Origin of the sequence: Butyrivibrio sp., assembly GCF_015056685.1 — a bacterium.
Lineage (GTDB): Bacteria > Bacillota > Clostridia > Lachnospirales > Lachnospiraceae > Butyrivibrio.
Genome location: NZ_SVFW01000014.1, coordinates 16,652 through 40,991, shown reverse-complemented (window position 1 = coordinate 40,991; position 24,340 = coordinate 16,652). Strand labels below are relative to the sequence as shown.

Genomic DNA, 24,340 nt, shown 5'->3' with positions numbered 1-24,340 from the left:
GTATGAATAAGAAATTAGGAAAAGGAATGATAACAAGCTGCATAACGTTTATCCTTGCGATTGTTGGATTTGTAGCTTACATAATCAATACAAACACAGCGTATTTTTCAAACCTTGGAAAAAACACTACAATTATTGCTTCACTTGCAATTGCAATAGTGGCCTTGGTCCTTTGGATGACACTTGGAGATGTATCACCTTCATGGACAGATATATTACCTGTGATCGCACCGGCTTGTCTTTTTGTTGGAGGCATTACACTTCTCAACACAAGAATAAACGGAATGGCTGCCATAATGACATTTACAAACAATGCTCAGAACATGTCAGATATGTCTAGTGCAGTTGTAGCAATAGCAGCGATCATCGTAGCAGCTATAGTAGGAATTATCAGTGCATTCTTTGATGTGAAAAAAGTAGCTGAGAATTAATGAAAACTCTCTATAATGGTAAGACTCTTAAGAGAACTAACCATTATAGGGAGTTTTTTAGTGTTCAAAATTTTGACTGCGCCCGCTACTACTTTTCAGCATAAATTCTGGATGAGTAGACTGAAAAGCGGTAGTCGGTTTTGTAGAGAGACAGAGCTTCTGCGGGAACATAAATATTGGCATCAGTGCCATCTAAAAGGTGCTGTCCTATCCGGAGTGAAGATGGGACAGTATTTTTTATATGAATTTCTTTAAGCGATGCGCAGCCTTTAAAGGCGTAGTCCTCAATCATAGATATGTCATCGCCTACTGTGATGGAAGTGATTGTGGTGTTACCGGAGTAGGTGCCGGCTAAAAGGACTCTTTTTTCTGTATCGGTTGCGTATAAGAGAGATGGCTTATCCGGAATATCTATGGCTGTTACAGATGAGTCTGACAGATAGGCTTTGAGATTCCTTATAAACTGCCTTGTATAGAGCTTCTTTCCGTTGCTGTTTAGATGGAAGTTTGTATCGTAGAACCATTCCTTATCCATGATGCTGTCATAAGGGTTCCCTATAACTTCAATAGCAAGAGTATTTCTGAGAAAAAGGTCATAGCCATCAATAGCATTTTCAAAGTCAGATTCTTTAGCGCCTACAACTGCAGCTTTATTTGCAGGGCAGTAAGTAAAAAGAAGAGTAGAACCTTTTTGCGTAGCTTTTTTATCACATTCATTGAGGTATGAAACATAATCGGCAGGTATAACTGAAGTATCATAGGAAACAGCAGTGTTTTCATCAAAGCCATTTAGCATGGTGTTCTGTGGGAGATCATCAGCAATATCCCCATACTCATTGAATGCAGATTTTCTATAAACTGAATCAGGGTCGGGGGCTGAATTTGTCACAAAAAGCTTAAGTTTTTGTACTGCAAATCTTGGAAATGCAGCTGCCATTAGGGATATATTCTTTTCTGACATCATAAAGAATGGGAGCATGTAATAAGCACCGTCAAGAGCCTGCCAGGCAAAGTCACTGCCGAGATACATTGATAATGGCTGGGTGTTTTGCTCCGGGGCATAAATAATAATATCTCCAGCATGGCAGTAGGAAATTGCCATATCAAGGACAGAAGCTGTTCCAAGAGCAGCATACATACCTAGATTTACCACTTCATATTCAGGAAAGTTCTCTTTTATCAAACTACTGTCTACATCAAATGCCATTCCACTTCCGCCAACAATGATGATCCTTTTTCCATCAGTGTTTTTTAAACGGTTATATTTGTATTTCAGTTCGCCCATGTAGCTCTTTTCATATTGGGAGGGAAGGCAAAACACTGATAGCAGTAAAACGATAGGGACTAGGAGTAATGCCCAAAGGTAAAATAGTTTCTTTTTCATATAAAACACCTTTTAAAATCTAAAGTAAATAAACGCATTTTCTATGCCGGATTCTAGCTGATACATTCTAGTAAATATTACAGCCATGGCCATTATGATAATAACTGCAGCTTTACCGATGATCTTTTTGTTCTCAAGGTATTTTGGCAAAAGATATAATGATAAAACTCCGGTAATTGTAAACAGGATACCGACATCAAAAGGAATTCCTGCCATATAGTAAGTGTCTCTGATATTATCAAGAGCATTTGACCAGTTACGCGGAAGCTGCATTATCAAACTTGCTGCAACGGTCATGCTTTTTGCCCTAAAGAATATCCACAGGAAATTTACAATCAGAAAATTGACGATGATTCTTAGGATTCTTGGTAATCTGCCCCTAAATCTCTTAACAGTGGCAATGTCTTCAAGCAAAACAATAAGTCCATGACCAAGTCCCCACAAAATGAATTTAAGCCCCACGCCATGCCATATGCCGCTGACTATAAAAACTATGAGAGTATTAAGTACCAGGCGCATTTGACCTTTTCTGTTGCCGCCAAGAGGAATGTATATGTAGTCCGTAAGCCATCTTGTGAGGGTCATGTGCCATCTTTTCCAAAAATCTCGCAGAGAGTCTGACAAATAAGGGTGATTAAAGTTTAGGCTAAGTTCTATACCGAATAGTTTGGCACTTCCCCTTGCAATGTCGCTGTAACCGGAAAAGTCAGCAAAGATCTGCAATGAAAAAAGAATCGATGCAAATAAAACTGATGGGCCGGAGGCAAGGTCTGGATTATCAAATACTGCATCAACAAGTGGTGCAAAAAAATCTGCTATTGCTACCTTATTAAAATATCCAAGGCAGAGAAGTGTTAGACCATCCTTTATCTGAGATGATGATGCTTTTTCGCAGGACTTTAGCTGTGGAATAAGTTTTCCCGGGCGCTCAATAGGACCTGCAACAAGCTGAGGGAAAAATGAAACAAAAAGAGCGTATTTAAGCAGGTCTTTTTCAGCGTGGGAGTCTTGTCTGTAAACATCGATCAGATATGAGATCGTCTGAAATGTATAAAAGGAAATACCTACAGGCAGAGAAAGCCTCAGTCCAAGGTATTTGAATACAACTAAAAATGAGAGTATTAAAGTTATGCCTGTTGTAAGTAAGAAAACTGACTTTTTCTTTTCAAGCTCTTTTCCAAAGATATAAGAAATAAGCGTTACAAGTAAAAGAATCCAAAAAGACTCAGGGCTTCCATAGAGATAAAATCCCCAGCTTGCAACAAGAAGGAGAAAGGCGCGAAACCTGACAGGTATGTGGTTATATGAGATAAATAGAAGCGGCATGGCTCCTAAAAAACACAGAGATAGGAAATTCATCTTACATATTCCGTCCTTTATCACCAGTTTTTGCAGATATCACCAGATGTATTGCCGCAAGTATCAGCATTATGTTCATCAAAACCAGAGCTATTTTCAGGTAGGAGAAGCCCTTAAATAACATAAAAAGGATAAGTATAGGAATTATGAAAAGAAGCAGTGCTTTAAACATTTTAATCGCCTTCCTTGTTAAGAGCTTTATTAAGATCGTTAATGATATTCTGAGTTCGTATTTTTACGCCTTCTGTAGAGAGATGGTTGTCAGTTTCAAATAGGTATTTCCCTCTGAATAAGGAATCTGCTATATCTGAAATAACCGGTATTTCTAGTGTCTCTCTAAAGTATTCATCCAGCTCTTTTCGCTTATCAGGGGTGCTGGAATCGGAAATGGCACTTTCATTTCTGGGAGCATAGGTAAAAAAGAATAAGATGCCTTTTTTAGTGAACTTTGAAGCCTCACTATTTAAGGAACTGATATACTCCCTTGGAAAAGCATCAATGGTGTAATCCACGGGGAGGTCGTAAACCGGGGTGTCATCTGCTGCATTTGGCCTGTACAGACAATAATCTCCCTGAAGGTTGTAGCTCTTTTCCGCAATAGGATTAAAGTTCTCGTCATAGTCTGAGGGAGAGAGGTCATAGCTTTTTTCCTCAATCCCGTGCCTGTTTGAAAGGTACTGGCCAAATGCGGAAAAGACTCCGGTATAATCCCTAAGATCGAGCTTTTCTATAAGTGAATAGTCCTCTTCAATCAGGTTAAAGAACTTGTCATCAAATTTATTCGTGACGCAAAACTGCCTTTTTGATGCGTCAAATTCCGGTGAATCAAGAAGAATGTCCCCTGAATTCATATACTGCAAAATAAGGTCAAGCTGTGGGAGAGCGTTGGTATAAGCAAAGACGCCCATATTTGCGACCTTGTATTCTGGCAGAGCACTTTCAAGCATGAGAGAGTCATAGCCAAATCGAGTAGAGGAGCCTGAAAAAAGAACCAGCTTTTTCATGTTTGGATAGTCACTTGAAAGCGACTGAAGGTAATCCATTTTATCAGGGAAGGTTGCGTAATAAGTTCCGGCATAGACTGGAGCTGAAGCAGCATTTATCCTGAGAGTTTTAATGCTATTACAGTCCTTAAATGAGTAGTCGGATATTTTTTCAATATTGTCAAAGAGAATCACTTCTTCCAACTGACAATCACAAAATGCGCCATTTTCTATATCTTTTATGGTAGGTGGAAGGATTACTTTTTTGATATCCAGATTCTTAAAGGAATTCTCAGCTATCTTTGTAACGACTTTTCCAGCTATCTTGCTCGGTATAACAAGCTCTTTTGCCTCACCCTTAAAACCTGTTATCAGTGCATTGTCGCCCTGGAGTTCATATTCAAATAGCAAAGGATCAGTCCACTTTGCCCATTGTCCATACAGGATGGATGAGCTCAGGATTTCTTTATTTATGCGGCTTCCGAGACTTATATCATTCTCGCGGCCCTCTCTTGATGTGCTCCAGGCATATAAGGTGTAGCCGTCTTTGGTAAAAGAATCTTCATATTTACAGGTGTTTATCTTTATATGACTATCATCGGGATAGTCGGTAAAAGAATAGGAATCAAGACAATAGCTTGCTTTGATAGGAGCAATAGATGTAAATATAGAAACTACGCTGGAGTATTTTACATTGTGAAGTGTTATATTATAGTAGTTGTCTGATCTTTCGATATCATAGTCGCTGTAGTCGCATCCGGATATTTTGTAGCCATCTTTGGGGAAAAGCTGTAAGTGAAGATCTGAATCATAGGTTGTCTCGAAACAATTTGTAGATAATATAAGGTCTTCATTATCTTCGATGATTATTTTTATCTTGTCTTTAGAATCGGTGGATTTAGCATTATCAGAGAAGGTACATGACGCTAAAAGAAATACGATCATTAGAGATATTAAATTTACAAACCATATTTTTCTTTTCATGAGACAATTATCTAAAAAATCACTTCTATGGTCAATAAAATTCGTATAATATGGTAACTGAGTGTGATTAAACATGTGATATCAAGTATAAGCTTATTTGGAGGTCGTTTTGATAAGCGTAGCAGTAGTTGATGATGATAAAAAATACAGAGAGCTTCTTTTGGAGTATCTGAAAAAATATGAGGCAGAATCAGGAAACAGGCTTCTTATTACGGAATATACCGATGGAAGTGACCTGACTACGGAGCTTTCCGGTAAGACAAGTTCAGGTTTTGACCTTATCTTATTGGACGTCGAGATGAAATTTATGGACGGAATGGAAACCGCCCGAATAATAAGACAGTACGATAGAAAAGTTGTGATCATATTTATTACCAATGCGCCGCAATATGCCATATCAGGCTACGAGGTTGATGCACTGGATTATGTATTAAAGCCGGTCAATTATTTTCCTTTTTCACAGACGATCGACAGGGCGATAGGCAGGATGAAGGAGCGGGAGCACAAATATATCTTTTTGTCAGGAAATGGCTATGCATACAAGATCGATCTATACAACCTTGTATATATTGAGGTCGAGGGAAGGGAACTTGTTTTTCATCTGAAAGAAGGAATGGAGAATTTTAGAATAACCTCTTCAATGAAAAAGATTGAGAGTAAGCTGGAAAACAAGATGCTATTTAGGTGCAGTCAGGGATTCATGGTGAATCTGGAGTACGTGGATGAAATTGATGGAATGGATGTTATCGTGGATGGAAAGAGAATTCCTGTCAGCAAGAGCCAAAAACGAGCATTTGTTGATGCACTGAATAATTATATGAGTGAAGTCAGAGGTTAATTATGGGGATTGATCTAGGCGGGAATATCCCGCGAATATGCACTGCGGTTGCGGACTGGTGCGCATGCGTGCTGTTTTTGCAGCATATGCAGCATAGATTTGAATTAAAAAAACATGTAGCTTTGTGCGGACTCTTTTTGCCTGTAATAGTGTTGTATATGCATCTTACAGGTGGAAAAGATGGGATTTTGTTCAATGTGTTTATGGCTATTTCGGCAGTCATGATGTTTGGCTTTATGCTTTTGCTGAGTAGTTCAGGAGTTTACAATTCGCTTTACTACTGCTCGAGAGCTTTTTTGCTGGCGGGTTTTTCAGCATCATTTTTTTGGCAATTGTACAGCTTTATGTCTGAACAAAACAGTAATCTGAATGCATTTTGGAAGATGATCCTGATAATGATCTGTGACTATATCATCATCTATGGGATATTTTTTTTCATGGATAAAAGTGACTTTGATGAAGGCTCCCTGGTCAGGATAAGTCCAATGGAAGCTGTAATAAGTGTGCTTGTCGCTTATTTTATCTATATCTTGTCATCTATTAGCTATGCTGACATTAGATCCCCATTCGGCGGCAGCTCCCAGGCAGATCAGTTTAATGTAAGGACTTTTGTTTATCTTGCGGGAGTGGCTATTCAGACAGCATATCATTATCAGCAGCGGGAACTTTATGCGGAGAAACAGAGTATAGCTATGAGAAATATGCTCAAGATGCAGTACAACAACTACCGCATAGGAAAAGAAAGCATAGAAGTAGTAAATCAGAAATATCATGACTTAAAGCATCAGATAGCGGTGCTGCGTGCGCAGTCTGACCCGGACAAAAGAAATGCTTATCTCGATAAGATGGAAGAAGAGATAAAAAGCTACGAAGCCCAGAACAAAACCGGCAATGAGGTTTTAGACATCATACTTACAACTAAGGCCCTTATCTGTCAAAAGAATAGTATTCAACTTTCTATAGTTGCTGATGGTAAGCTTCTTGAGCATATTGATGAAATTGATATAAGCACTATTTTTGGAAATGCTATAGACAATGCGATTGAAAGTGTCAAGAAGATCAACGACAAAGAAAAAAGACTTATCCATGTGGTGATCTCCGGTCAAAAGGGTTTTGCTCACATCCTTATCAGCAATTGCTATGAGGGTGAGATCAAAATGGTAAACGGAATTCCAAAGACAACTAAAAAGAATAAGGAATATCACGGTTTTGGAATAAAGGGTATAAAAGAAACTGTCCTGAAATATGACGGCAGTACCACCATCAAGGCTGAGAATGGATGGTTTGAACTTAGAATTTTGATTCCATTGAAAAAATGATAAAATATAAAGCAGAGCAAAGTTATTTTTTTGACATTTTTGCCATAATAGTATATGTTAATTTTTTTATCATAGGAGGTAAATATGGATTACAAAGAAAGATATAACGAATGGCTTGAAAAGTTGCCTGAGAGTGATCCGCTCAGAGCAGAACTTATAGAGATAAAGGACAATGACACTGAGATTGAGGAGAGATTCTTTCAGAATCTGGCCTTTGGTACAGCAGGTCTTCGTGGAAAGGTCGGAGCTGGTACCAACAGAATGAATTTCTACACAGTTGGTAAGGCAACTCAGGGTGTAGCCGATTATATCGTGGCTTCAGGCAAAGAAAACATGGAAAAGGGTGTAGTTATTGCCCATGATCCAAGACATTTTTCAAAGGAGTTTTCAAGGCTTGCAGCCAGCATCTTTGCTGCTAACGGAATTAAGGTTTATACATTCCCTGACCTTAGACCTACTCCTGAGCTTGCATTTATGATAAGAAGACTTGGTACTGTATCAGGTATAAACATTACAGCTTCTCACAATCCTAGAGAGTACAACGGATACAAGGCATACTGGGATGATGGATGTCAGGTTTCATCTGAAATTGCAGACGGTATGACAGAGAAGATCGAAGCTGTAGATATGTGGAACGGCATCAAAAAAGGTGATTTTGATCAGTTTGTAAAAGAGGGTAAGATCACAATTCTTGATGAGAAGTATGATAGAGAATACCTGGACAAGATTGAAGGTATGGCTATTCACGAAGGTGATGAACTTGATCTTTCGATTCCTCTTGTATACACACCACTTAACGGATGTGGTTCTATTCCATTCAGACAGATGCTTACAGACAGGGGATTTAACAATTGGAAGATAGTTCCTGAACAGGAAAATCCAGATCCTGATTTCACAACAGTTGGATACCCTAACCCTGAGGATCCTAAGGCGTTTAAACTTTCTGAGCAGTATGGAAAAGAGTTTGGAGCAGAGCTTTTAATGGCAACTGACCCTGATTCAGACAGATTTGCTATCGAGATCAGAAATGATAAGGGAGAATATATTCCTCTTAACGGCAATCAGACAGGATATATTCTTGTTAATTATGTTCTTGAGGGAAGAAAGGACGCCGGAACACTTCCTGCTAAGGGAGCTATGGTTAAGTCCATCGTTACATCAACTCTTTCAACAATCATGGCTAAGGCCTATGGAGTTGAGATGTTTGAAACTCTTACAGGATTTAAGAACATCTGCGGTAAGATTCCTTATCTTCATGAGAATGGATACACATATCTTTTTGGCTACGAAGAGTCAGTTGGCTATGCGGTATGCGAGGATATCCGTGATAAGGATGGAATTTCAGCAGGTATGCTTGTTGCTGAGGCAGCAGCTTACTATAGAAAACAGGGCAAGACACTCTGGGATGTACTTCAGGAAATCTACGCGAAGTATGGCTTCTTTGCAGAGGATGAACCAAACATTGTTCTCGAAGGAATCCCGGGAGCGCAGCGTATTCAGCGCATGATGAAGTGGTTCAGGGAAAATATCCCTTCAGAAGTTGCAGGAGCCAAGGTAGAAAAAGTTATCGATTATATTAACGGCTATGAGGATATCCCAGCCCAGAATGCGATAAGACTCTTCCTTGATAATGGTTCTTGGTTTGCAATCAGACCTTCAGGTACAGAGCCTAAGATCAAATTCTACTTCTATTCAAACAGGGACAGCAGAGAAAATGCCCTTGAGACAAATAAGAAGATAAAAGAAGAGATATTTGCACTGATCAACAGTGTAGAGTGATATTCTGCACTTTACATAATTGTTTTTATGTGTTAATATGTGTTAGTTGCTGACTTAATGTTCAGACAACTGTAACAGACTACCTTATACTCGGATGCAGGATACTCCAACCTTTGTCTGCGTATTAGGAGGAAATACTATTTTTTAAAGGAGAAAAGAAATGATTTCAAAAGAGAAGAAAACAGAAGTAATCAGCAAGTTCGCAAGAACAGCTGGAGACACAGGTTCACCAGAAGTTCAGGTAGCTATTCTTACAGAGAGAATCAAGGAGCTTAACGCTCACCTTGATAAGAACCCTAAGGATCACCACTCAAGAAGAGGCCTTCTTAAGATGGTAGGTCAGAGACGTAGCCTTCTTGGATATCTCAAGAAAAAGGATATCGAAGCTTATCGTAAGCTCATCGCAGACCTTGGTCTTAGAAAGTAATCTGTTAAAAGAAGACGGGATAAGGCTGATGTATTATCATCAGCCTATTCCGTTTTTTGTATTTTTATAACAAAGATATATGGATTCAAAGTTATAATAAAGATTATGCATGCGTGATTTTTATTATGACCTTGAAAACCATATATCAATAATAATGTTTAAGCTGCACACGCACCTGAAGTACAAAAATTCAATGAAACAGTCGTATATGAGTATGTTTTTGAATTTGTAGATGAAGGACTGCGGATGAGCAGTAGAAGGAGAAAAAATGGTAAAGACTTATTCAATGGAACTTGCCGGACGTACACTTAAGGTTGAGATCGGCAAAGTAGGAAAACAGGCAAACGGATGCGCCTTCATGCAGTATGGCGACACAACAGTTTTATGCACAGCAACAGCTTCAGCAAAGCCAAGGGATGGAGTAGATTTCTTCCCACTTTCAGTAGAGTATAATGAGAAGTTCTATGCTGTAGGTAAATTCCCAGGTGGATACAACAAGAGAGAGGGCAAGCCTTCTGAGAACGCTATTCTTACAAGCCGCGTTATCGATCGTCCTATGCGTCCTCTTTTCCCTAAGGATTACAGAAATGACGTAACAATCGAGACAATGGTTATGTCAGTTGATCCTCAGTGCCGTCCGGAGCTTCTTGCAATGCTTGGCGCTTCAATATCAGTTTCAATTTCTGATATTCCTTTCGATGGCCCATGTGCTATGACTCAGATCGGTATGATCGACGGTGAGCTCATCGTTAACCCTACACAGGAGCAGTGGAACACAGGTGACCTTAAGCTCACAGTTGCTTCTGTTGGACAGAAAGTAATCATGATCGAGGCTGGTGCCAACGAGATTCCTGAAGAGAAGATGAAGGAAGCTATCTACAAGGCACATGATGTTAACCTTCAGATCATTGAATTCTTCAAGGGTATTGTAGCTGAGGTTGGTAAGCCAAAGCACGAATATACAAGCTGTGCAGTTCCTGAAGAACTCTTTGCAGCTATCAAGGAAGTTGTTCCACCAGAAGAGATGGAAAAGGCTGTATTTACAGATGATAAGCAGACAAGAGAAGCAAACATCGCTGAGATTACAGATAGACTATCAGAGAAGTTTGCTGACAACGAGGAGTGGCTTGCAATCCTTGGTGAAGCAATCTATCAGTACGAGAAAAAGACAGTTCGTAAGATGATCCTTAAAGATCACAAGAGACCAGACGGACGTGGCATAAAGCAGATCAGACCACTTTCAGCTGAGGTTGATCTTATTCCTAGAGTACACGGAAGTGCTATGTTCACTCGTGGACAGACACAGATTTGTGATGTTGTAACACTTGCACCTCTTTCAGAGGCTCAGAAGGTTGAAGGTCTTGACAACTTTGCAGCTGATAAGAGATATGTACACCAGTACAACTTCCCTGCATATTCTGTAGGTGAGACAAAGGTTTCAAGAGGACCTGGACGTAGAGAGATTGGTCACGGCGCACTTGCTGAGAGAGCACTTCTTCCTGTTCTTCCTAGCGTTGACGAGTTCCCATATGCAATCCGTGCCGTATCAGAAACATTTGAGTCTAACGGATCAACATCAATGGCTTCAACTTGCGCATCATGTATGTCACTTATGGCTGCTGGTGTTCCTATCAAGAAGATGGTTGCTGGTATTTCATGTGGTCTTGTTACAGGAGATACAGATGACGATTTCATCGTTCTTACAGATATCCAGGGACTTGAAGACTTCTTCGGAGATATGGACTTCAAGGTAACAGGAACAAAAGACGGTATCACAGCTATCCAGATGGATATCAAGATCCACGGTCTTACAAAGCCTATCGTTGAGACAGCTATTGAGCAGTGCCGTGAAGCAAGATTCTTCATCATGGATGAGTGCATGAGCAAGGCAATTGCTGAACCTCGTAAGGAAGTATCCAAGTACGCTCCTAAGATCGTTTCTATGCAGATCGATCCTGAGAAGATTGGTGATGTTGTTGGACAGCGTGGAAAGACAATCAATGAAATCATCGCTAGAACAGGCGTTAAGATTGATATTACAGATGACGGACAGGTTTCTGTTTGTGGAGAAGATCAGGATAAGATCAATGAAGCTGTTAACATGATCAATGTGATCGTTACAGATTTCGAGAAGGATCAGATCTTCACAGGTAAGGTTGTAAGCATCAAAGAGTTCGGCGCATTTGTTGAGTTTGCTCCTGGCAAAGAGGGCATGGTCCACATCAGCAAGATCTCTAAAGAGAGAATCGACCATGTAGAAGATGTTCTTACACTTGGCGATACTGTAAAGGTAATCTGCCTTGGCAAGGATAAGATGGGAAGAATCAGCTTCTCAATCAAGGATTGCCCTAAAAGCTGAATACTTAATGAGACGTAAGTCGAATTTAGTATGAAGCTTGCTCTGGCGAACGAAGTGAGAGCAGAGCTTCCGTATCTAACGTATATTCTTTAAGACCGGCGTGTTATGCATACCGGTCTTATTTAAAGTAATAAAGGATTGAGCTATGAGTAATACAAAAGAAACAATTAATGAGATAAATAAGCGTCGTACTTTCGCGATTATTTCCCACCCCGATGCAGGTAAGACAACTCTTACCGAGAAGTTCCTGCTTTATGGTGGAGCTATTAATATGGCTGGTAGCGTTAAGGGTAAGGCTACAGCCAGACATGCTGTATCTGACTGGATGGAGATCGAGAAACAGAGAGGTATTTCAGTTACTTCATCAGTTCTGCAGTTCAATTTTGAAGGATGTTGCATAAATATCCTTGATACTCCAGGACACCAGGACTTCTCAGAGGATACATACAGAACACTTATGGCTGCTGACTCAGCTGTCATGGTCATTGATGCCAGCAAAGGTGTTGAGGCTCAGACAAGAAAGCTTTTTAAAGTCTGCGCCATGAGTCATATTCCAATCTTTACATTTATAAATAAGCTCGACCGTGATGCAAAAGACACTTTTGATCTTCTTGATGATATCGAGAATAACCTGGGAATCGCTACATGCCCTATGAACTGGCCAATTGGTTCAGGTAAGAATTTTAAAGGTATCTATGACAGAAGAGAAGGCCATATAGTTACATTCTCTGAGACACAGAAGGGAACTAAGGAAGGAAAAGAAACTTTCATAGATCTTAATGATAAAGCTGCTATTGACAGTGAGATCGGACAGGATGCTTTTGAAAAGCTTCAGGGAGAAATAGAGCTTTTGGACGGAGCAGGCGCTGAATATGATCTTGAAAAAGTAAGAGCAGGTGAACTTACTCCTGTGTTCTTTGGATCAGCTCTTCAGAACTTTGGTGTAGAACTTTTCCTCCATCATTTCTTAAAAATGGCCACTCCTCCTACAGGACGTAGGTCTTCAGACGGAGAGCTTATTGATCCATTTGAGAGAGATTTTACAGCCTTTGTATTTAAAATCCAGGCTAACATGAATAAAGCTCACAGAGACAGAGTCGCTTTTATGAGAATCTGTTCAGGACGCTATGATGCCAACAACGAAGTTAAGCATGTGCAGAGCGGCAAGGTTATGAGACTTTCACAGCCTCAGCAGCTTATGGCTGATGAGAGAAAGATACTTAGTGAGGCTTACGCCGGTGATATCATGGGTGTATTTGATCCGGGTATTTTCTCTATTGGTGATACGATCTGTATGCCAAAAGACAATGTGGTATACGAAGGAATCCCTACATTTGCTCCGGAACACTTTGCAAGAGTACGTCAGGTAGATACCATGAAGCGTAAACAGTTCGTAAAGGGTATCACTCAGATAGCTCAGGAAGGCGCTATCCAGATATTCCAGGAGTACAACACTGGACTTGAGGAAATAATTGTCGGAGTAGTTGGTGTTCTTCAGTTTGATGTATTGAAGTTCAGACTCCAGAGCGAGTACAATGTTGATATAATCCTTGAGAATCTTCCATACGAGTACATCAGATGGGTAGACAATGAGGATATCGATATGTCTACACTTGTTGGAACTTCTGATATGAAGAAGATCAAGGATATGCATGACAGACCACTTCTTTTGTTCATTAACGAGTGGAGTGTTGGAATGACAATGGAGAGAAATAAAGGACTTATTCTTTCTGAGTTCAAAAAGAACTAATGCTTATCGTAAGTTGGAGGGGAGTACTTGAGAAAAGGCATTGGAAGAGTTAAGAGAATAATGGCGGCGATTATGGCCGCGGGAGTTGTGACAAGCAGTCTTTCAGGGTGTCAGTATGAAAGCTTTGATGACTATCTGGAAGCTTTGGGGCTAAAAGATCCTAAATTGGACAATCCTGTTTCAACTACTGACAGCACTTATCTGGTGCCTGAAACTGTAATTGAAACGGGTGATACCGCTTATGAAGTATCAGATCAGGCTGCATCTAGTGAGACTACAGTCGTTGCAGAAGTAGAAACGGGAGCAGAGGAAGCTTCAAAAGAGGCGAGCTCATCAGATAGTTCTCTTGATGCTTCATCCGGTAAGTCAAGCGCTGTGCAGGAACAAAAGCAGCAGAGCCCTGGGGGTACCTTATCCAAAGCATCTGATGATGAAGATGAAAGGGTCAGGGAATCAATTGGACTTTCTCCTGTGGGAATAGAGACGATAAAAAAGAGTCAGGAAGGGCTTTATGCATATGAAAGGCTTACTGAAGCAGGGAAGACTTTGTATGTTGAGCTGCTTACAATAATGCAGAATCTTGCTGCAGATGTTATTGTCTCAACTACAAGTGACGATGCCATAGAGCAGGTTTTTAACTATGTAATGGCAGATCATCCGGAGATTTTTTACGTTGATGGATATCATTATACCAACTATACGATCGACAACGTGATCACCAAGATTTCTTTTACGGGCAATTACACTTGCAGTAAGGAACAGGCTGAGGCAAAAAAGGTGCAGATAAATGAAGCTGTTAACAGATGCCTTGCCAATGCGCCTTCCTCAGAAGATGACTATTATGCAATCAAGTATATATATGACTACCTGATCACTAATACTGAGTATGATATAGAAGCTCCTGATAATCAGAATATATGCTCTGTGTTTTTGAATGGCAGAAGCGTATGCAATGGTTATGCAAAGGCAGCACAGCTCCTTCTTAACAAGCTTGGGATTGACTGTACTCTGGTCACCGGAACCGTAGATACCAAGAATTCTAAAGGTGTCAGGCATGCCTGGAATCTTGTGAAGTGTAATAATGCATATTACTATGTGGATGTGACTTGGGGAGATTCCTCTTACCAGACAACAAATGGTGAGAGTGCGGACGCAACCAAGCTTCCTGCCATAAATTATGACTATCTTAATGTGACAACTTCAGATATTATCAGGAATCACACTATCTCTGATGAAATATATATGCCTAACTGCTCGAGCATGGCAGATAATTACTATGTCAGAGAGGATGAGTATTTCACATCCGCTGAGATGTCTCTTGTGAAGGATCTGTTTGATCGCAGGTACAATGATGGCAGCAATAATGTGACTATGAAGTGTGCTTCACAGGATGTGTATGACAGTATGTTCGCGCAGCTGATAACAGACAGAAAAGTCTTTGATTATCTGCAGGGGGATACAGCTTCAGTATCCTATACAACATTTGCAGATACCAAGACAATCATCTTTTGGCTGTGATGTGGAATTGTGGGAATTGTGGTATACTGATTCGCTTAGCGAGGTATTGTCGAGCTTAGCGATAAGGATACCAGAATTCTTAGTGAGGTATTTTCGAACTTAGAATTGTGGTATAATAATTCATGATTGTGAATAAATGAGGTGACAAGTTATGGGAAAAGAAATTGCAGAGATTGGATCTGTTAAGATTGCAGATGATGTAGTAGCTAGAATTGCGGCTCTTGCAGCACTTGAAGTTGATGGCGTTTCAGCTATGGCTGGCAATTACACAAGTGACACCCTTGAAAAGGTAAGCCGTAAGAACCTTACAAAGGGAGCAAAGGTCGTAATAGGTGCATCTCAGGTGCAGGTTGATCTGGCACTTATGATGGCTTATGGATATAATATTCCGGCAACTTGCCAGCAGGCACAGACAAAGGTCAAGGCTTCAATCGAAAATATGACAGGCCTTGAAGTTACAGACGTCAATATCAGAATAGCTGGTATTACAATGCCTAAGGCGTGATAAAACACTTTTATAGAATAGGAAAAACGTGATGAATAGAAGTTTACTGAGAGAGCAGATTTTTATGCTGCTTTTTCGTGTTGAATTTAATTCCATCGAAGAGATGGCAGAGCAGGAAGAGCTCTTTACAACTGTAAGTGATGAAGAGTTCTCTAAAAAGGATGCTGATCAGATCAGAGAAAAATATGAGAAGATCGCAGAAAAGCTTCCTGAGATCGATGAGGCAATAAACAGTGCCACATCAGGATGGGATACAAAGCGTATGGCGAAGGTTGATCTTACTATCATACGTCTTGCTGTCTATGAGATAAAATACGATGACAGCGTTCCAACAGGTGTAGCTATAAATGAGGCAGTAGAACTTGCCAAGAAGTTTGGACAGGATGGATCACCTGCTTTTGTAAACGGAGTGTTAGCTAAATTTGCGCAGTGAATATACAGTCACACAGGTTAATTCTTACATCAGGAATATGTTTACTCAGGATTTCCTTTTAAGGACTATTACCATAAAAGGGGAAGTGAGCAATTTAAGGTACCACTCATCCGGTCATATTTACTTTACTATGAAGGATGCCGGTGGTGCTATTTCTTGTGTGATGTTCCGCGGTGACAGGGAAAGAGGCGGTCTTTCTTTTTTGATGAAAGAGGGACAGCAGATAAAGGCCAGCGGAACTGTTGATGTATACGAAAGAGACGGGAAATATCAGCTTTATGCCAGAAAGATAGAGCTTGACGGCGCCGGAGCTCTTTATGAAAAATATGAAGAACTCAAGAAAAGACTGGCTGAATCTGGCATGTTTGACCAGGTATACAAACAGCCTATTCCCAAATATATAAAAACTCTTGGAATAGTTACAGCTCCTACTGGTGCGGCAGTGAGGGATATAATAAATGTGGCTACCCGTAGAAATCCGCATATTCAAATAATTCTTTATCCCGCCATAGTACAAGGTGCAGAAGCTTCTGAGAGTATAGTCAGAGGAATACAGGCTCTGACAGAGAAAAATGTTGATGTCATGATCGTTGGACGTGGTGGAGGTTCTATAGAAGATCTTTGGGCTTTCAACGAAGAAAACGTAGCACAGGCTATTTTCGATTGCCCTATTCCTATCATTTCTGCAGTTGGTCATGAGACGGATACAACAATAGCTGATTATGTTTCTGATAGAAGAGCACCGACTCCTTCTGCGGCAGCGGAGCTTGCAGTGTACGAGTACGAGAGGTTCCTTCAGGATATAGAGGATTATGCTTTTACTCTTACCAAGAGCATGGAAAGCAGGATAAGAGCAAGGAAACTTATAGAGGACAGGTTAAAAGAGAACCTACGACTTTTAAGTCCTATGAATAAGGTCAGGGACAGGCTTCTTAGAATTGATAAACTTGGTGATGCCCTAAACTCAAGGATGGATAGAAAACTGTCAGAGTACAGGCACAGATTAAATATCGATATAGAAAAGATGAAGGGTTTATCGCCACTTAACAGACTAATGGGCGGATATTCTTATGTCTCAAATGGGGCAGGAGATAATGTCAAAAGCATTGAGTCAGTTAGTGAAGGCGATGAACTTAACATATACGTTACAGATGGAATCATAAGAAGTACTGTTGTTGGAACAAAGGAAATATCGTATGGCAAAGAAAAGTGAGAATGCAGAAGAAAAGAAGCTTACAGTAGAAGAAGCTTTTTCTGAGATAGAAAAGAAAATACAGGCTCTTGATAAAGAAGATATTTCTTTAGAGGATTCTTTTAAAGAATATCAGGAGGGAATGGAACTTCTAAAGTATTGCCATGAGGCTATCGAGAAAGTTGAGCAGAAGGTTCAGAAAATAGCAGCAGATGGCAATCTGGAGGATTTTGAGTAAGATGAGCAAGGCAGGTTTTGAAGAGCGCCTCAGTGAAAAGGCAGCTTTTGTTTCAGATATTATAAAGACTTTTCTTCCTAAAGAGGAAGGCTATGCAGCGAAGGTTTTAGAGGCGATGAATTACAGCCTTTTGGCCGGAGGAAAGAGGATCAGGCCTATAATGATGCTTGAGTCCTACAGGATGTTTGCAGGAGATTCAGCAGATGATAGCGTCATCAAGCCCTTTTTGGCAGCTATCGAGATGATCCATACATATTCTCTTGTTCATGATGATCTTCCTGCTATGGACAACGATGAATACAGAAGAGGACGCAAGACAACCCATGCTGTTTATGGTGCAGGAATGGCGACTCTTGCAGGGGATGGTCTTTTAAACTATGCTTTTGAAACAGCTATTTTGGGTGCTATGTCAGGAAAAGAGCTCTCTGACTATGACGCAGATACCAAAAACAGATATCTGGCTGCTTTGAACATCCTTGCTACTAAGGCAGGTGTCTACGGAATGGTGGGCGGTCAGTGTGCTGATATTATGGCAGAGAATTCAACGGACCTCTCAGATAGTGAAAAGAAAGATGTTCTTTTCTATATTGATGAGAACAAGACCGGAGCGCTTATAGAAGCAAGCCTTATGGTTGGAGCTGTATTAGGCGGAGCTGACAGAGCACAGGTTGAAAAGATGGAGAAGATCGGAAGCAATGTTGGAATTGCCTTCCAGATCCAGGATGATATCCTTGATATTGAGGGAACTCTTGAAGAACTCGGAAAGCCAATAGGCTCTGATGAGAAGAACGGAAAGAGTACCTATGTAGCCCTTTATGGAATGGAAAATGCCAAGGCAAAGGTAAAAGAACTTACAAAAGAGGCTACAAAGAGTCTTGAGGAAATGAATTTTGATAATTCATTTTTAGATGAATTATTTCAGTATATGATCTACAGAAAGAAGTAATTTCTATAGTTTGCAGAATAATCTGCTGTAGTATAACGAAATTAGGTAGGTGGAAGTTATGCTTCTAGATGAGATAAATAAAACAGGCGACATAAAGAATATTCCCCAGTCTAAGTATCCTGAGCTGGCCCAGGAGATAAGAGATTTTTTGATTGAAAAGATCTCTGTTTCAGGTGGTCATCTGGCTTCTAATCTTGGAACTGTTGAACTTACTATGGCACTTCATGTTGTGCTTGATCTTCCAAAAGATAAGATAATATGGGATGTTGGGCATCAGTCATACACGCACAAGATTCTTACAGGAAGAAAAGATAAATTTGATACCTTAAGACAGTTTGGTGGAATGAGCGGTTTCCCTAAACGCTGCGAATCAGACACAGACTGTTTTGATACAGGACACAGTTCAACTTCTATTTCTGCAGGTCTTGGAATGGTAAAGGCAAGAGACCTTAAGAAAGAGGATTATACTGTAGTGTCTGTCATTGGTGACGGATCACTGACAGGTGGGCTTGCTTATGAAGCGCTAAATAATGCAGCAAAACTTGAGACCAATTTCATTATCATTCTCAATGATAATGAGATGTCTATTTCTGAGAGTGTTGGAGGTATGAAAAAATACCTCAATTCAGTGCGTACAGCGGAAGGTTATCTGAATCTGAAAGAGGATGTTTACGCCCAGCTTCGAACCAATACAAAAGTGGTTGATAATATCAGAAGGGCCAAGAACAGCTTTAAGCAGCTCTTTGTACCGGGAATGGTATTTGAAAACCTTGGAATAACCTACTTAGGACCTGTTGATGGCCATAACACGGCAGAGCTTGTGAAAGTTATAAAAGAAGCCAAAAAGGTCAAAAAAGCCGTTATGATCCATGTTATGACCAAGAAGGGCAAGGGATATGAACCTGCGGAGAGGCATCCTGCAAGGTTTCATGGTACCGAACCATTTATTGTCGAAAATGGTCTTCCAAGAAATCCAAGGACTACATCCAATTATCAGGATATTTTCAGTACTGTTATGTGCAAGCTTGGCGACAGGGATGACAAGGTTGTTGCCATAACTGCGGCTATGGCTGACGGAACAGGACTTAAGAGATTCAGGAATATGTACCCTGACAGATTTATTGATGCAGGAATAGCGGAAGAGCATGCAGTAACTTTCGCAGCCGGAATGGCAGCCGGCGGCTACAAGCCTGTTTTTGCAGTTTATTCCTCATTCCTTCAGAGGGCATATGACCAGATATTGGAGGATGTATGTCTTCAGAAGCTACCAGTTGTTTTCGCAATTGACAGAGCGGGACTTGTAGGAAGCGATGGTGAGACCCATCAGGGAATATTTGATCTGTCCTATCTTTCATCTATGCCTAACATGACTATCTGTGCTCCCAAGAATAAATGGGAACTTTCAGATATGCTCAAGTTTGCCGTAAACTATGGAGCACCGATTGCAATCAGGTATCCGAGGGGCAATGCATATGATGGTCTTAAGGAGTTCAGAGCTCCTGTGGAAGCTGGCAAGTGTGAAGTTATCTATGAAGAAAAAGATATATGTCTTTTTGCACTTGGATGTATGGTTAAGATAGGTGAAGAAGTAAGACAGATCCTTAAAGATAATGGCTTTAAGTGTACTCTTGTTAATGCAAGATTTGCTAAGCCGATAGATACTGATTATATTCATGTTGCATCTTCAGACCACAAGCTCTTTGTCACTATGGAAGAGAATGTGGCAAGTGGCGGCCTTGGCGAGAAGGTCAGAGCCTATATTGATGAGAACAGGCTGGATTGCAACGTGTTGCAGATTGCTATACCTGATAAATTCGTAACTCACGGAAATGTTGATAAACTCAGAAAAGAACTGGGAATTGATGCACAGTCTATAGCAGACAGAATCATGAAAGAGATACAAAGGTAATATTTATGGCAAAAGAGAAATCAAGACTTGATGTCCTTTTAGTTGACAGAGGCTTTGCTCCTTCAAGAGAAAAGGCAAAGGCACTTATCATGGCAGGTGATGTTTTTGTCAACGGACAAAGAGAAGATAAACCCGGAACAACCTTCGATGAGGCCAAGATAACAAGCCTTGAGGTGAAGGGGGATACGCTTCCTTACGTTAGCAGAGGCGGACTCAAGCTTGAAAAAGCAGTTAATAGTTTTGGCTTTTCTTTAGAGTCAAAAGTATGTATGGATATAGGGGCATCCACAGGTGGATTTACAGACTGCATGCTGCAGAATGGAGCCACAAAGGTTTATTCAGTGGATGTTGGGCATGGACAGCTTGACTGGAAGCTTAGAAGCGACGAGAGAGTTGTCTGCATGGAAAAAACAAACTTCAGGTATATGGTGAGGGATGATATACAGGATGACCTTGATTTTGCATCCTGCGATGTTTCTTTTATCTCACTTACCAAGATACTTCTTCCGGCCAGAAGGCTCTTAAAGGATAATGGAGAAATGGTATGCCTTATCAAGCCGCAGTTTGAAGCGGGCAAAGATAAAGTGGGCAAAAAAGGCGTAGTCAGGGACCCTAAAGTTCATGAGGAAGTAATTCACAGGATCATGGACTTTGTAGGAATAGCAGGGTTTGACGTTCTCCACCTTGATTTTTCTCCTATAAAGGGACCCGAGGGAAATATTGAGTACCTTATACATATAAGGAAAAATCCTGAAAAGAATGATGTGGCAGGAAAGCTGTCAGAGGCTGATGGCGAAAAGAAGTTATCTGAAGTTGTTCTTGAAAAAAGTGGAATATCCCATGAACCTGATATGGAGAGTCTCATAGCAGAAACTGTTCTCAGAGCTCATGGAAAACTTGATAAAAATGCTGGGGAATAAAGATGCACAATTTTTGCATTGTCACAAACAGAAGCAAGGATGTCAATCTTGACATCACAAACTACATTAAAGAATATCTTGAAAAGAACGGAAAAGAATGTGTTATCGCAGAGAGCACAAAGATCCGTGATGACAAGCACACAGGTAAAGAGTTTCAAAGCTCTATACCGGAAGATTCAGACTGTTGTATAGTGCTGGGAGGAGACGGGACCATGCTTCAGGCTGCAAGAAGTGCAGCGCGCCTTGATATTCCTCTTATTGGTGTTAATCTTGGAACACTGGGATATCTGGCTGAAGTTGAAAAGAGTGGTATTGACGACGCTCTTCAAAGGATTCTTGCAGGAAAGTATGAGATAGAAGACAGGATGATGCTCTATGGAAGCATGAATGGTCAGGAGGGGTATTGTCTAAACGATATCGCAATTACCAGATATTCATCTATCAAAGCCGTAGATTATGAGATCTATGTCAATGATCTTTTGCTGTGCAATTACCACGCAGATGGAATCATAATTTCTACTCCGACAGGTTCAACCGGCTACAATATGTCAGCAGGTGGCCCTATCGTTGAGCCTTCTGCAAATATGATATTGATAACTCCTATCTGTCCTCATACGCTTAATTCCAGAAGCCTTGTTTTATCAGCTGATACCAAGATTGAGGTTGGAATTGGCGGCTTCAGAGATGGTATAAACCAGAAGGTCGTTGCTTCTTTTGACGGAAGCGGAATAATAGAGATGACTACCGGGGACAGGATCGGTATAAAGAAATCCAGTAAGACTACTAAGATCTTAAAACTAAACAGAGTTAGCTTTTTGGAAGTACTGGGGGAAAAATTCAGATAAATAAGTATTAAAGAGAGGGGAATCGTAATGAAAAGAAACAGACATGATAAGATAATTGAGATCATAGCATCAAATGTTGTTGAGACACAGGAGCAGCTTGCAGCTCTTTTGAAAGAAGCAGGATATGACGTTACACAGGCTACTGTATCAAGAGACATAAGACAGATGAAGCTTGCAAAGCAGGCAACAGAAGATGGCAAGTATAAATATGTATACACCACTGCAGACAGTGATGCTATGCAGGATAAATATGTAAGTGTGTTAAGAGCAGGATATTTGAGCATGGATGTTGCACAGAATCTGCTTGTAATAAAGACAGTGTCAGGAATGGCAATGGCGCTTGCAGCAGCTATTGATGCATTGGATTTTCCACAGATAGTTGGATGTATTGCTGGCGATGACACTATAATGATTGCTATTAAGACCAGTGAAGAGGCAGTTGAAGTTATGGAAGAGCTGCGTACTCTGATGGGAAGGAACTAAAAAAGTTTTTTAGCATGGCGGGGTCCTCTTTTGTGAGGAGAAAAATATGTTATATAGTTTACACGTAAAGAATCTTGCTCTTATTAAGGAGCAGGAAATTGAGTTTTCAAAGGGACTCAATATTTTAACCGGAGAGACAGGTGCAGGTAAATCAGTAATCCTTGGATCTGTCAATCTGGCACTTGGCGCTAAGGCTGATGGAAGTCTTATAAGGACCGGGGAGGAATATGCGCTTGTTGAGCTTGTTTTCGGAGTTGAAAATGAACTTCAAAAGAAGCTTCTTTTGGATATGGATATTCCTGTTGAGGAAGACGGAAACGTTGTGATTCAGAGGAAAATCATGCAGGGACGCAGCATCTCCAAGGTTTGTGGCGAGACAGTGACCACAAGGCAGCTGAAAGATATTGCCAGTGTTCTTATCAATATTCATGGACAGAATGATCATCAGGAACTTCTTCACAAGAAGAAACATATGGAGATTCTTGATGATTATTGTTTGGACAAATTGAAGCCTCTTTTTGAAAAGCTCTCAACTGAGTATTCAAAGTTAAAAGAACTTGAGAAGAGCCTTGAAAGTACCAATATTGATGAGGCAGCAAGGCTGCGAGAGCAGGAGCTTCTTGAATTTGAGACAGGTGAAATATCCGATGCCGAAATAGTTGTCGGCGAGGATGAGAAGCTTGAGACCAAGTATCACAAGATGGTGAACAGTCGCAGGATTTCTGAGGCTGCCTGTGTGGTATCTTCTATGACCGGGTCAGGAGATGGCGATGAAAATGCGTCAGATATGATTGGAAGAGCAGTCAGGGAATTGTCGTCAGTTGTTTCCTACGACAAGGATTTAGAGGACCTTCTCTCACAGCTTTCTGATGTGGAGAATCTTTTGACTGATTTTAATCATGCCCTTTCAGGCTATCTTGATGATCTTGAATTTGATGATGAGGATTTCAGGACGACAGAGGAGAGGCTTAACACCTTAAATCACCTTAAGGACAAATATGGTGGTACCTTGGAAAGAGTTCTTGAGTACTACAATGAAAAGATGGCCCGCCTTGAGACATTAAGTGATCTTGATGCCAATAGAAACAAGATGATAGCTGAGATAGCGGCTCAGAAGGAGAAAGTTCTTTCTCTGTGCAAAAAGATATCAGATATCAGGAAAAAGCAGGCTTTAGTTTTACAGGAGAGCTTAAAAGATGCTCTGATAGACCTTAACTTCATCGATGTCAAACTTGAGATAAGGATTACCAGCGATGAAGATAAGATATCTGCAAGAGGTTATGATGATGCCCAGTTTATGATATCAACTAATCCTGGTGAGAGCCTTAGAGCTATGGACCAGATAGCAAGTGGCGGTGAGCTTTCAAGGATCATGCTTGCCCTTAAGACAGTGGTCGCTGACAAGGATGATATCAACACACTTATTTTTGATGAAATAGATGCGGGAATAAGCGGAAAGACAGCCTGGAAAGTATCCAAGAAGCTTGGAGAGCTTTCAAAAGAGCATCAGATCATCTGTATTACACATCTTCCACAGATCGCAGCTATGGCTGACACCCATTTCATGATCGAAAAAGGTCTTGAAGATGGAAGAACTGTAACAAATATTTACAGACTAAAAGAAGATGATGGAACAAAGGAACTTGCAAGACTCCTTGGCGGAGACGAAGTCACTGAGGCAAGTTTACAAAATGCGAGAGAGATGCGACAGCTAGCGGAAGAAACTAAACGAGGATAA

Annotated in this window: 21 protein-coding genes; 18 read left to right on the top strand and 3 right to left on the bottom strand. The window is 40.5% G+C overall.

The features are described from left to right. Window positions 1–2: 2 nt before the first annotated feature. Entirely contained in the window at window positions 3–431 is a 429-nt protein-coding gene (locus E7303_RS06835) for a hypothetical protein (RefSeq protein WP_292144456.1), read from the top strand. Window positions 432–519: 88 nt separating this feature from the next. Here the strand turns inward: E7303_RS06835 and E7303_RS06830 are convergent, their stop codons facing one another. The 3 genes from E7303_RS06830 to E7303_RS06820 form a co-directional block, all read right to left on the bottom strand. Then, window positions 520–1,716: a hypothetical protein gene (locus tag E7303_RS06830; protein ID WP_292144454.1), complete on the bottom strand. Its 1,197-nt coding sequence runs from the start codon at window positions 1,714–1,716 to the stop codon at window positions 520–522. A gap of 111 nt (window positions 1,717–1,827) precedes the next feature. Continuing rightward, on the bottom strand, window positions 1,828–3,141 hold the full coding sequence (locus tag E7303_RS06825; protein ID WP_292144453.1) for an MBOAT family O-acyltransferase: 1,314 nt from the start codon (window positions 3,139–3,141) through the stop codon (window positions 1,828–1,830). Window positions 3,142–3,347: 206 nt separating this feature from the next. Continuing rightward, complete coding sequence (locus E7303_RS06820; RefSeq protein ID WP_292144452.1) at window positions 3,348–5,141, bottom strand: leucine-rich repeat domain-containing protein; 1,794 nt, start codon at window positions 5,139–5,141, stop codon at window positions 3,348–3,350. Window positions 5,142–5,250: 109 nt separating this feature from the next. On the opposite strand from E7303_RS06820, the gene E7303_RS06815 reads away from it, so the two are divergent. The 17 genes from E7303_RS06815 (at window position 5,251) to recN (ending at window position 24,340) form a co-directional block, all read left to right on the top strand. After that, window positions 5,251–5,979 carry a LytR/AlgR family response regulator transcription factor gene (locus E7303_RS06815; RefSeq protein ID WP_292144451.1) on the top strand — a complete coding sequence of 243 codons (729 nt, stop codon included), beginning with the start codon at window positions 5,251–5,253 and terminating at the stop codon, window positions 5,977–5,979. A gap of 2 nt (window positions 5,980–5,981) precedes the next feature. Further along, entirely contained in the window at window positions 5,982–7,298 is a 1,317-nt protein-coding gene (locus tag E7303_RS06810) for an ATP-binding protein (protein ID WP_292144450.1), read from the top strand. Between the two features lie 84 nt (window positions 7,299–7,382). Next, entirely contained in the window at window positions 7,383–9,077 is a 1,695-nt protein-coding gene (locus E7303_RS06805; protein ID WP_292144449.1) for a phospho-sugar mutase, read from the top strand. Window positions 9,078–9,237: 160 nt separating this feature from the next. Beyond that, window positions 9,238–9,504 (top strand): 30S ribosomal protein S15, encoded by a 267-nt coding sequence (gene rpsO / locus E7303_RS06800; RefSeq protein WP_022775827.1) that lies wholly within the window; start codon window positions 9,238–9,240, stop codon window positions 9,502–9,504. 268 nt (window positions 9,505–9,772) lie between these two features. Then, entirely contained in the window at window positions 9,773–11,863 is a 2,091-nt protein-coding gene (locus E7303_RS06795; protein WP_292144448.1) for a polyribonucleotide nucleotidyltransferase, read from the top strand. Window positions 11,864–12,008: 145 nt separating this feature from the next. Continuing rightward, window positions 12,009–13,613: a peptide chain release factor 3 gene (locus E7303_RS06790; protein ID WP_292144447.1), complete on the top strand. Its 1,605-nt coding sequence runs from the start codon at window positions 12,009–12,011 to the stop codon at window positions 13,611–13,613. Between the two features lie 27 nt (window positions 13,614–13,640). Beyond that, complete coding sequence (locus E7303_RS06785; RefSeq protein ID WP_292144446.1) at window positions 13,641–15,131, top strand: transglutaminase domain-containing protein; 1,491 nt, start codon at window positions 13,641–13,643, stop codon at window positions 15,129–15,131. 151 nt (window positions 15,132–15,282) lie between these two features. Then, the gene (locus tag E7303_RS06780; protein WP_292144445.1) at window positions 15,283–15,636 is read left to right on the top strand and encodes an Asp23/Gls24 family envelope stress response protein; all 354 of its coding nucleotides are present in this window, start codon (window positions 15,283–15,285) and stop codon (window positions 15,634–15,636) included. Between the two features lie 31 nt (window positions 15,637–15,667). Further along, complete coding sequence (nusB, locus tag E7303_RS06775) at window positions 15,668–16,069, top strand: transcription antitermination factor NusB (RefSeq protein WP_022775833.1); 402 nt, start codon at window positions 15,668–15,670, stop codon at window positions 16,067–16,069. Continuing rightward, window positions 16,059–17,282 (top strand): exodeoxyribonuclease VII large subunit, encoded by a 1,224-nt coding sequence (gene xseA / locus E7303_RS06770; RefSeq protein ID WP_292144444.1) that lies wholly within the window; start codon window positions 16,059–16,061, stop codon window positions 17,280–17,282. Before nusB ends, xseA begins: the two co-directional genes overlap by 11 nt. Beyond that, window positions 17,266–17,499, top strand: a complete 234-nt coding sequence (xseB, locus tag E7303_RS06765; protein WP_292144443.1) for an exodeoxyribonuclease VII small subunit — start codon at window positions 17,266–17,268, stop codon at window positions 17,497–17,499. Before xseA ends, xseB begins: the two co-directional genes overlap by 17 nt. Window position 17,500: 1 nt before the next feature. After that, the gene (locus E7303_RS06760; RefSeq protein WP_292144482.1) at window positions 17,501–18,445 is read left to right on the top strand and encodes a polyprenyl synthetase family protein; all 945 of its coding nucleotides are present in this window, start codon (window positions 17,501–17,503) and stop codon (window positions 18,443–18,445) included. Between the two features lie 58 nt (window positions 18,446–18,503). Continuing rightward, complete coding sequence (gene dxs / locus E7303_RS06755) at window positions 18,504–20,354, top strand: 1-deoxy-D-xylulose-5-phosphate synthase (protein WP_292144442.1); 1,851 nt, start codon at window positions 18,504–18,506, stop codon at window positions 20,352–20,354. 5 nt (window positions 20,355–20,359) lie between these two features. Continuing rightward, complete coding sequence (locus E7303_RS06750; protein WP_292144441.1) at window positions 20,360–21,274, top strand: TlyA family RNA methyltransferase; 915 nt, start codon at window positions 20,360–20,362, stop codon at window positions 21,272–21,274. Between the two features lie 2 nt (window positions 21,275–21,276). Beyond that, complete coding sequence (locus tag E7303_RS06745; protein WP_292144440.1) at window positions 21,277–22,119, top strand: NAD(+)/NADH kinase; 843 nt, start codon at window positions 21,277–21,279, stop codon at window positions 22,117–22,119. 27 nt (window positions 22,120–22,146) lie between these two features. After that, entirely contained in the window at window positions 22,147–22,602 is a 456-nt protein-coding gene (gene argR, locus E7303_RS06740) for an arginine repressor (protein ID WP_292144439.1), read from the top strand. A gap of 46 nt (window positions 22,603–22,648) precedes the next feature. Further along, window positions 22,649–24,340 carry a DNA repair protein RecN gene (gene recN / locus E7303_RS06735; RefSeq protein WP_292144438.1) on the top strand — a complete coding sequence of 564 codons (1,692 nt, stop codon included), beginning with the start codon at window positions 22,649–22,651 and terminating at the stop codon, window positions 24,338–24,340.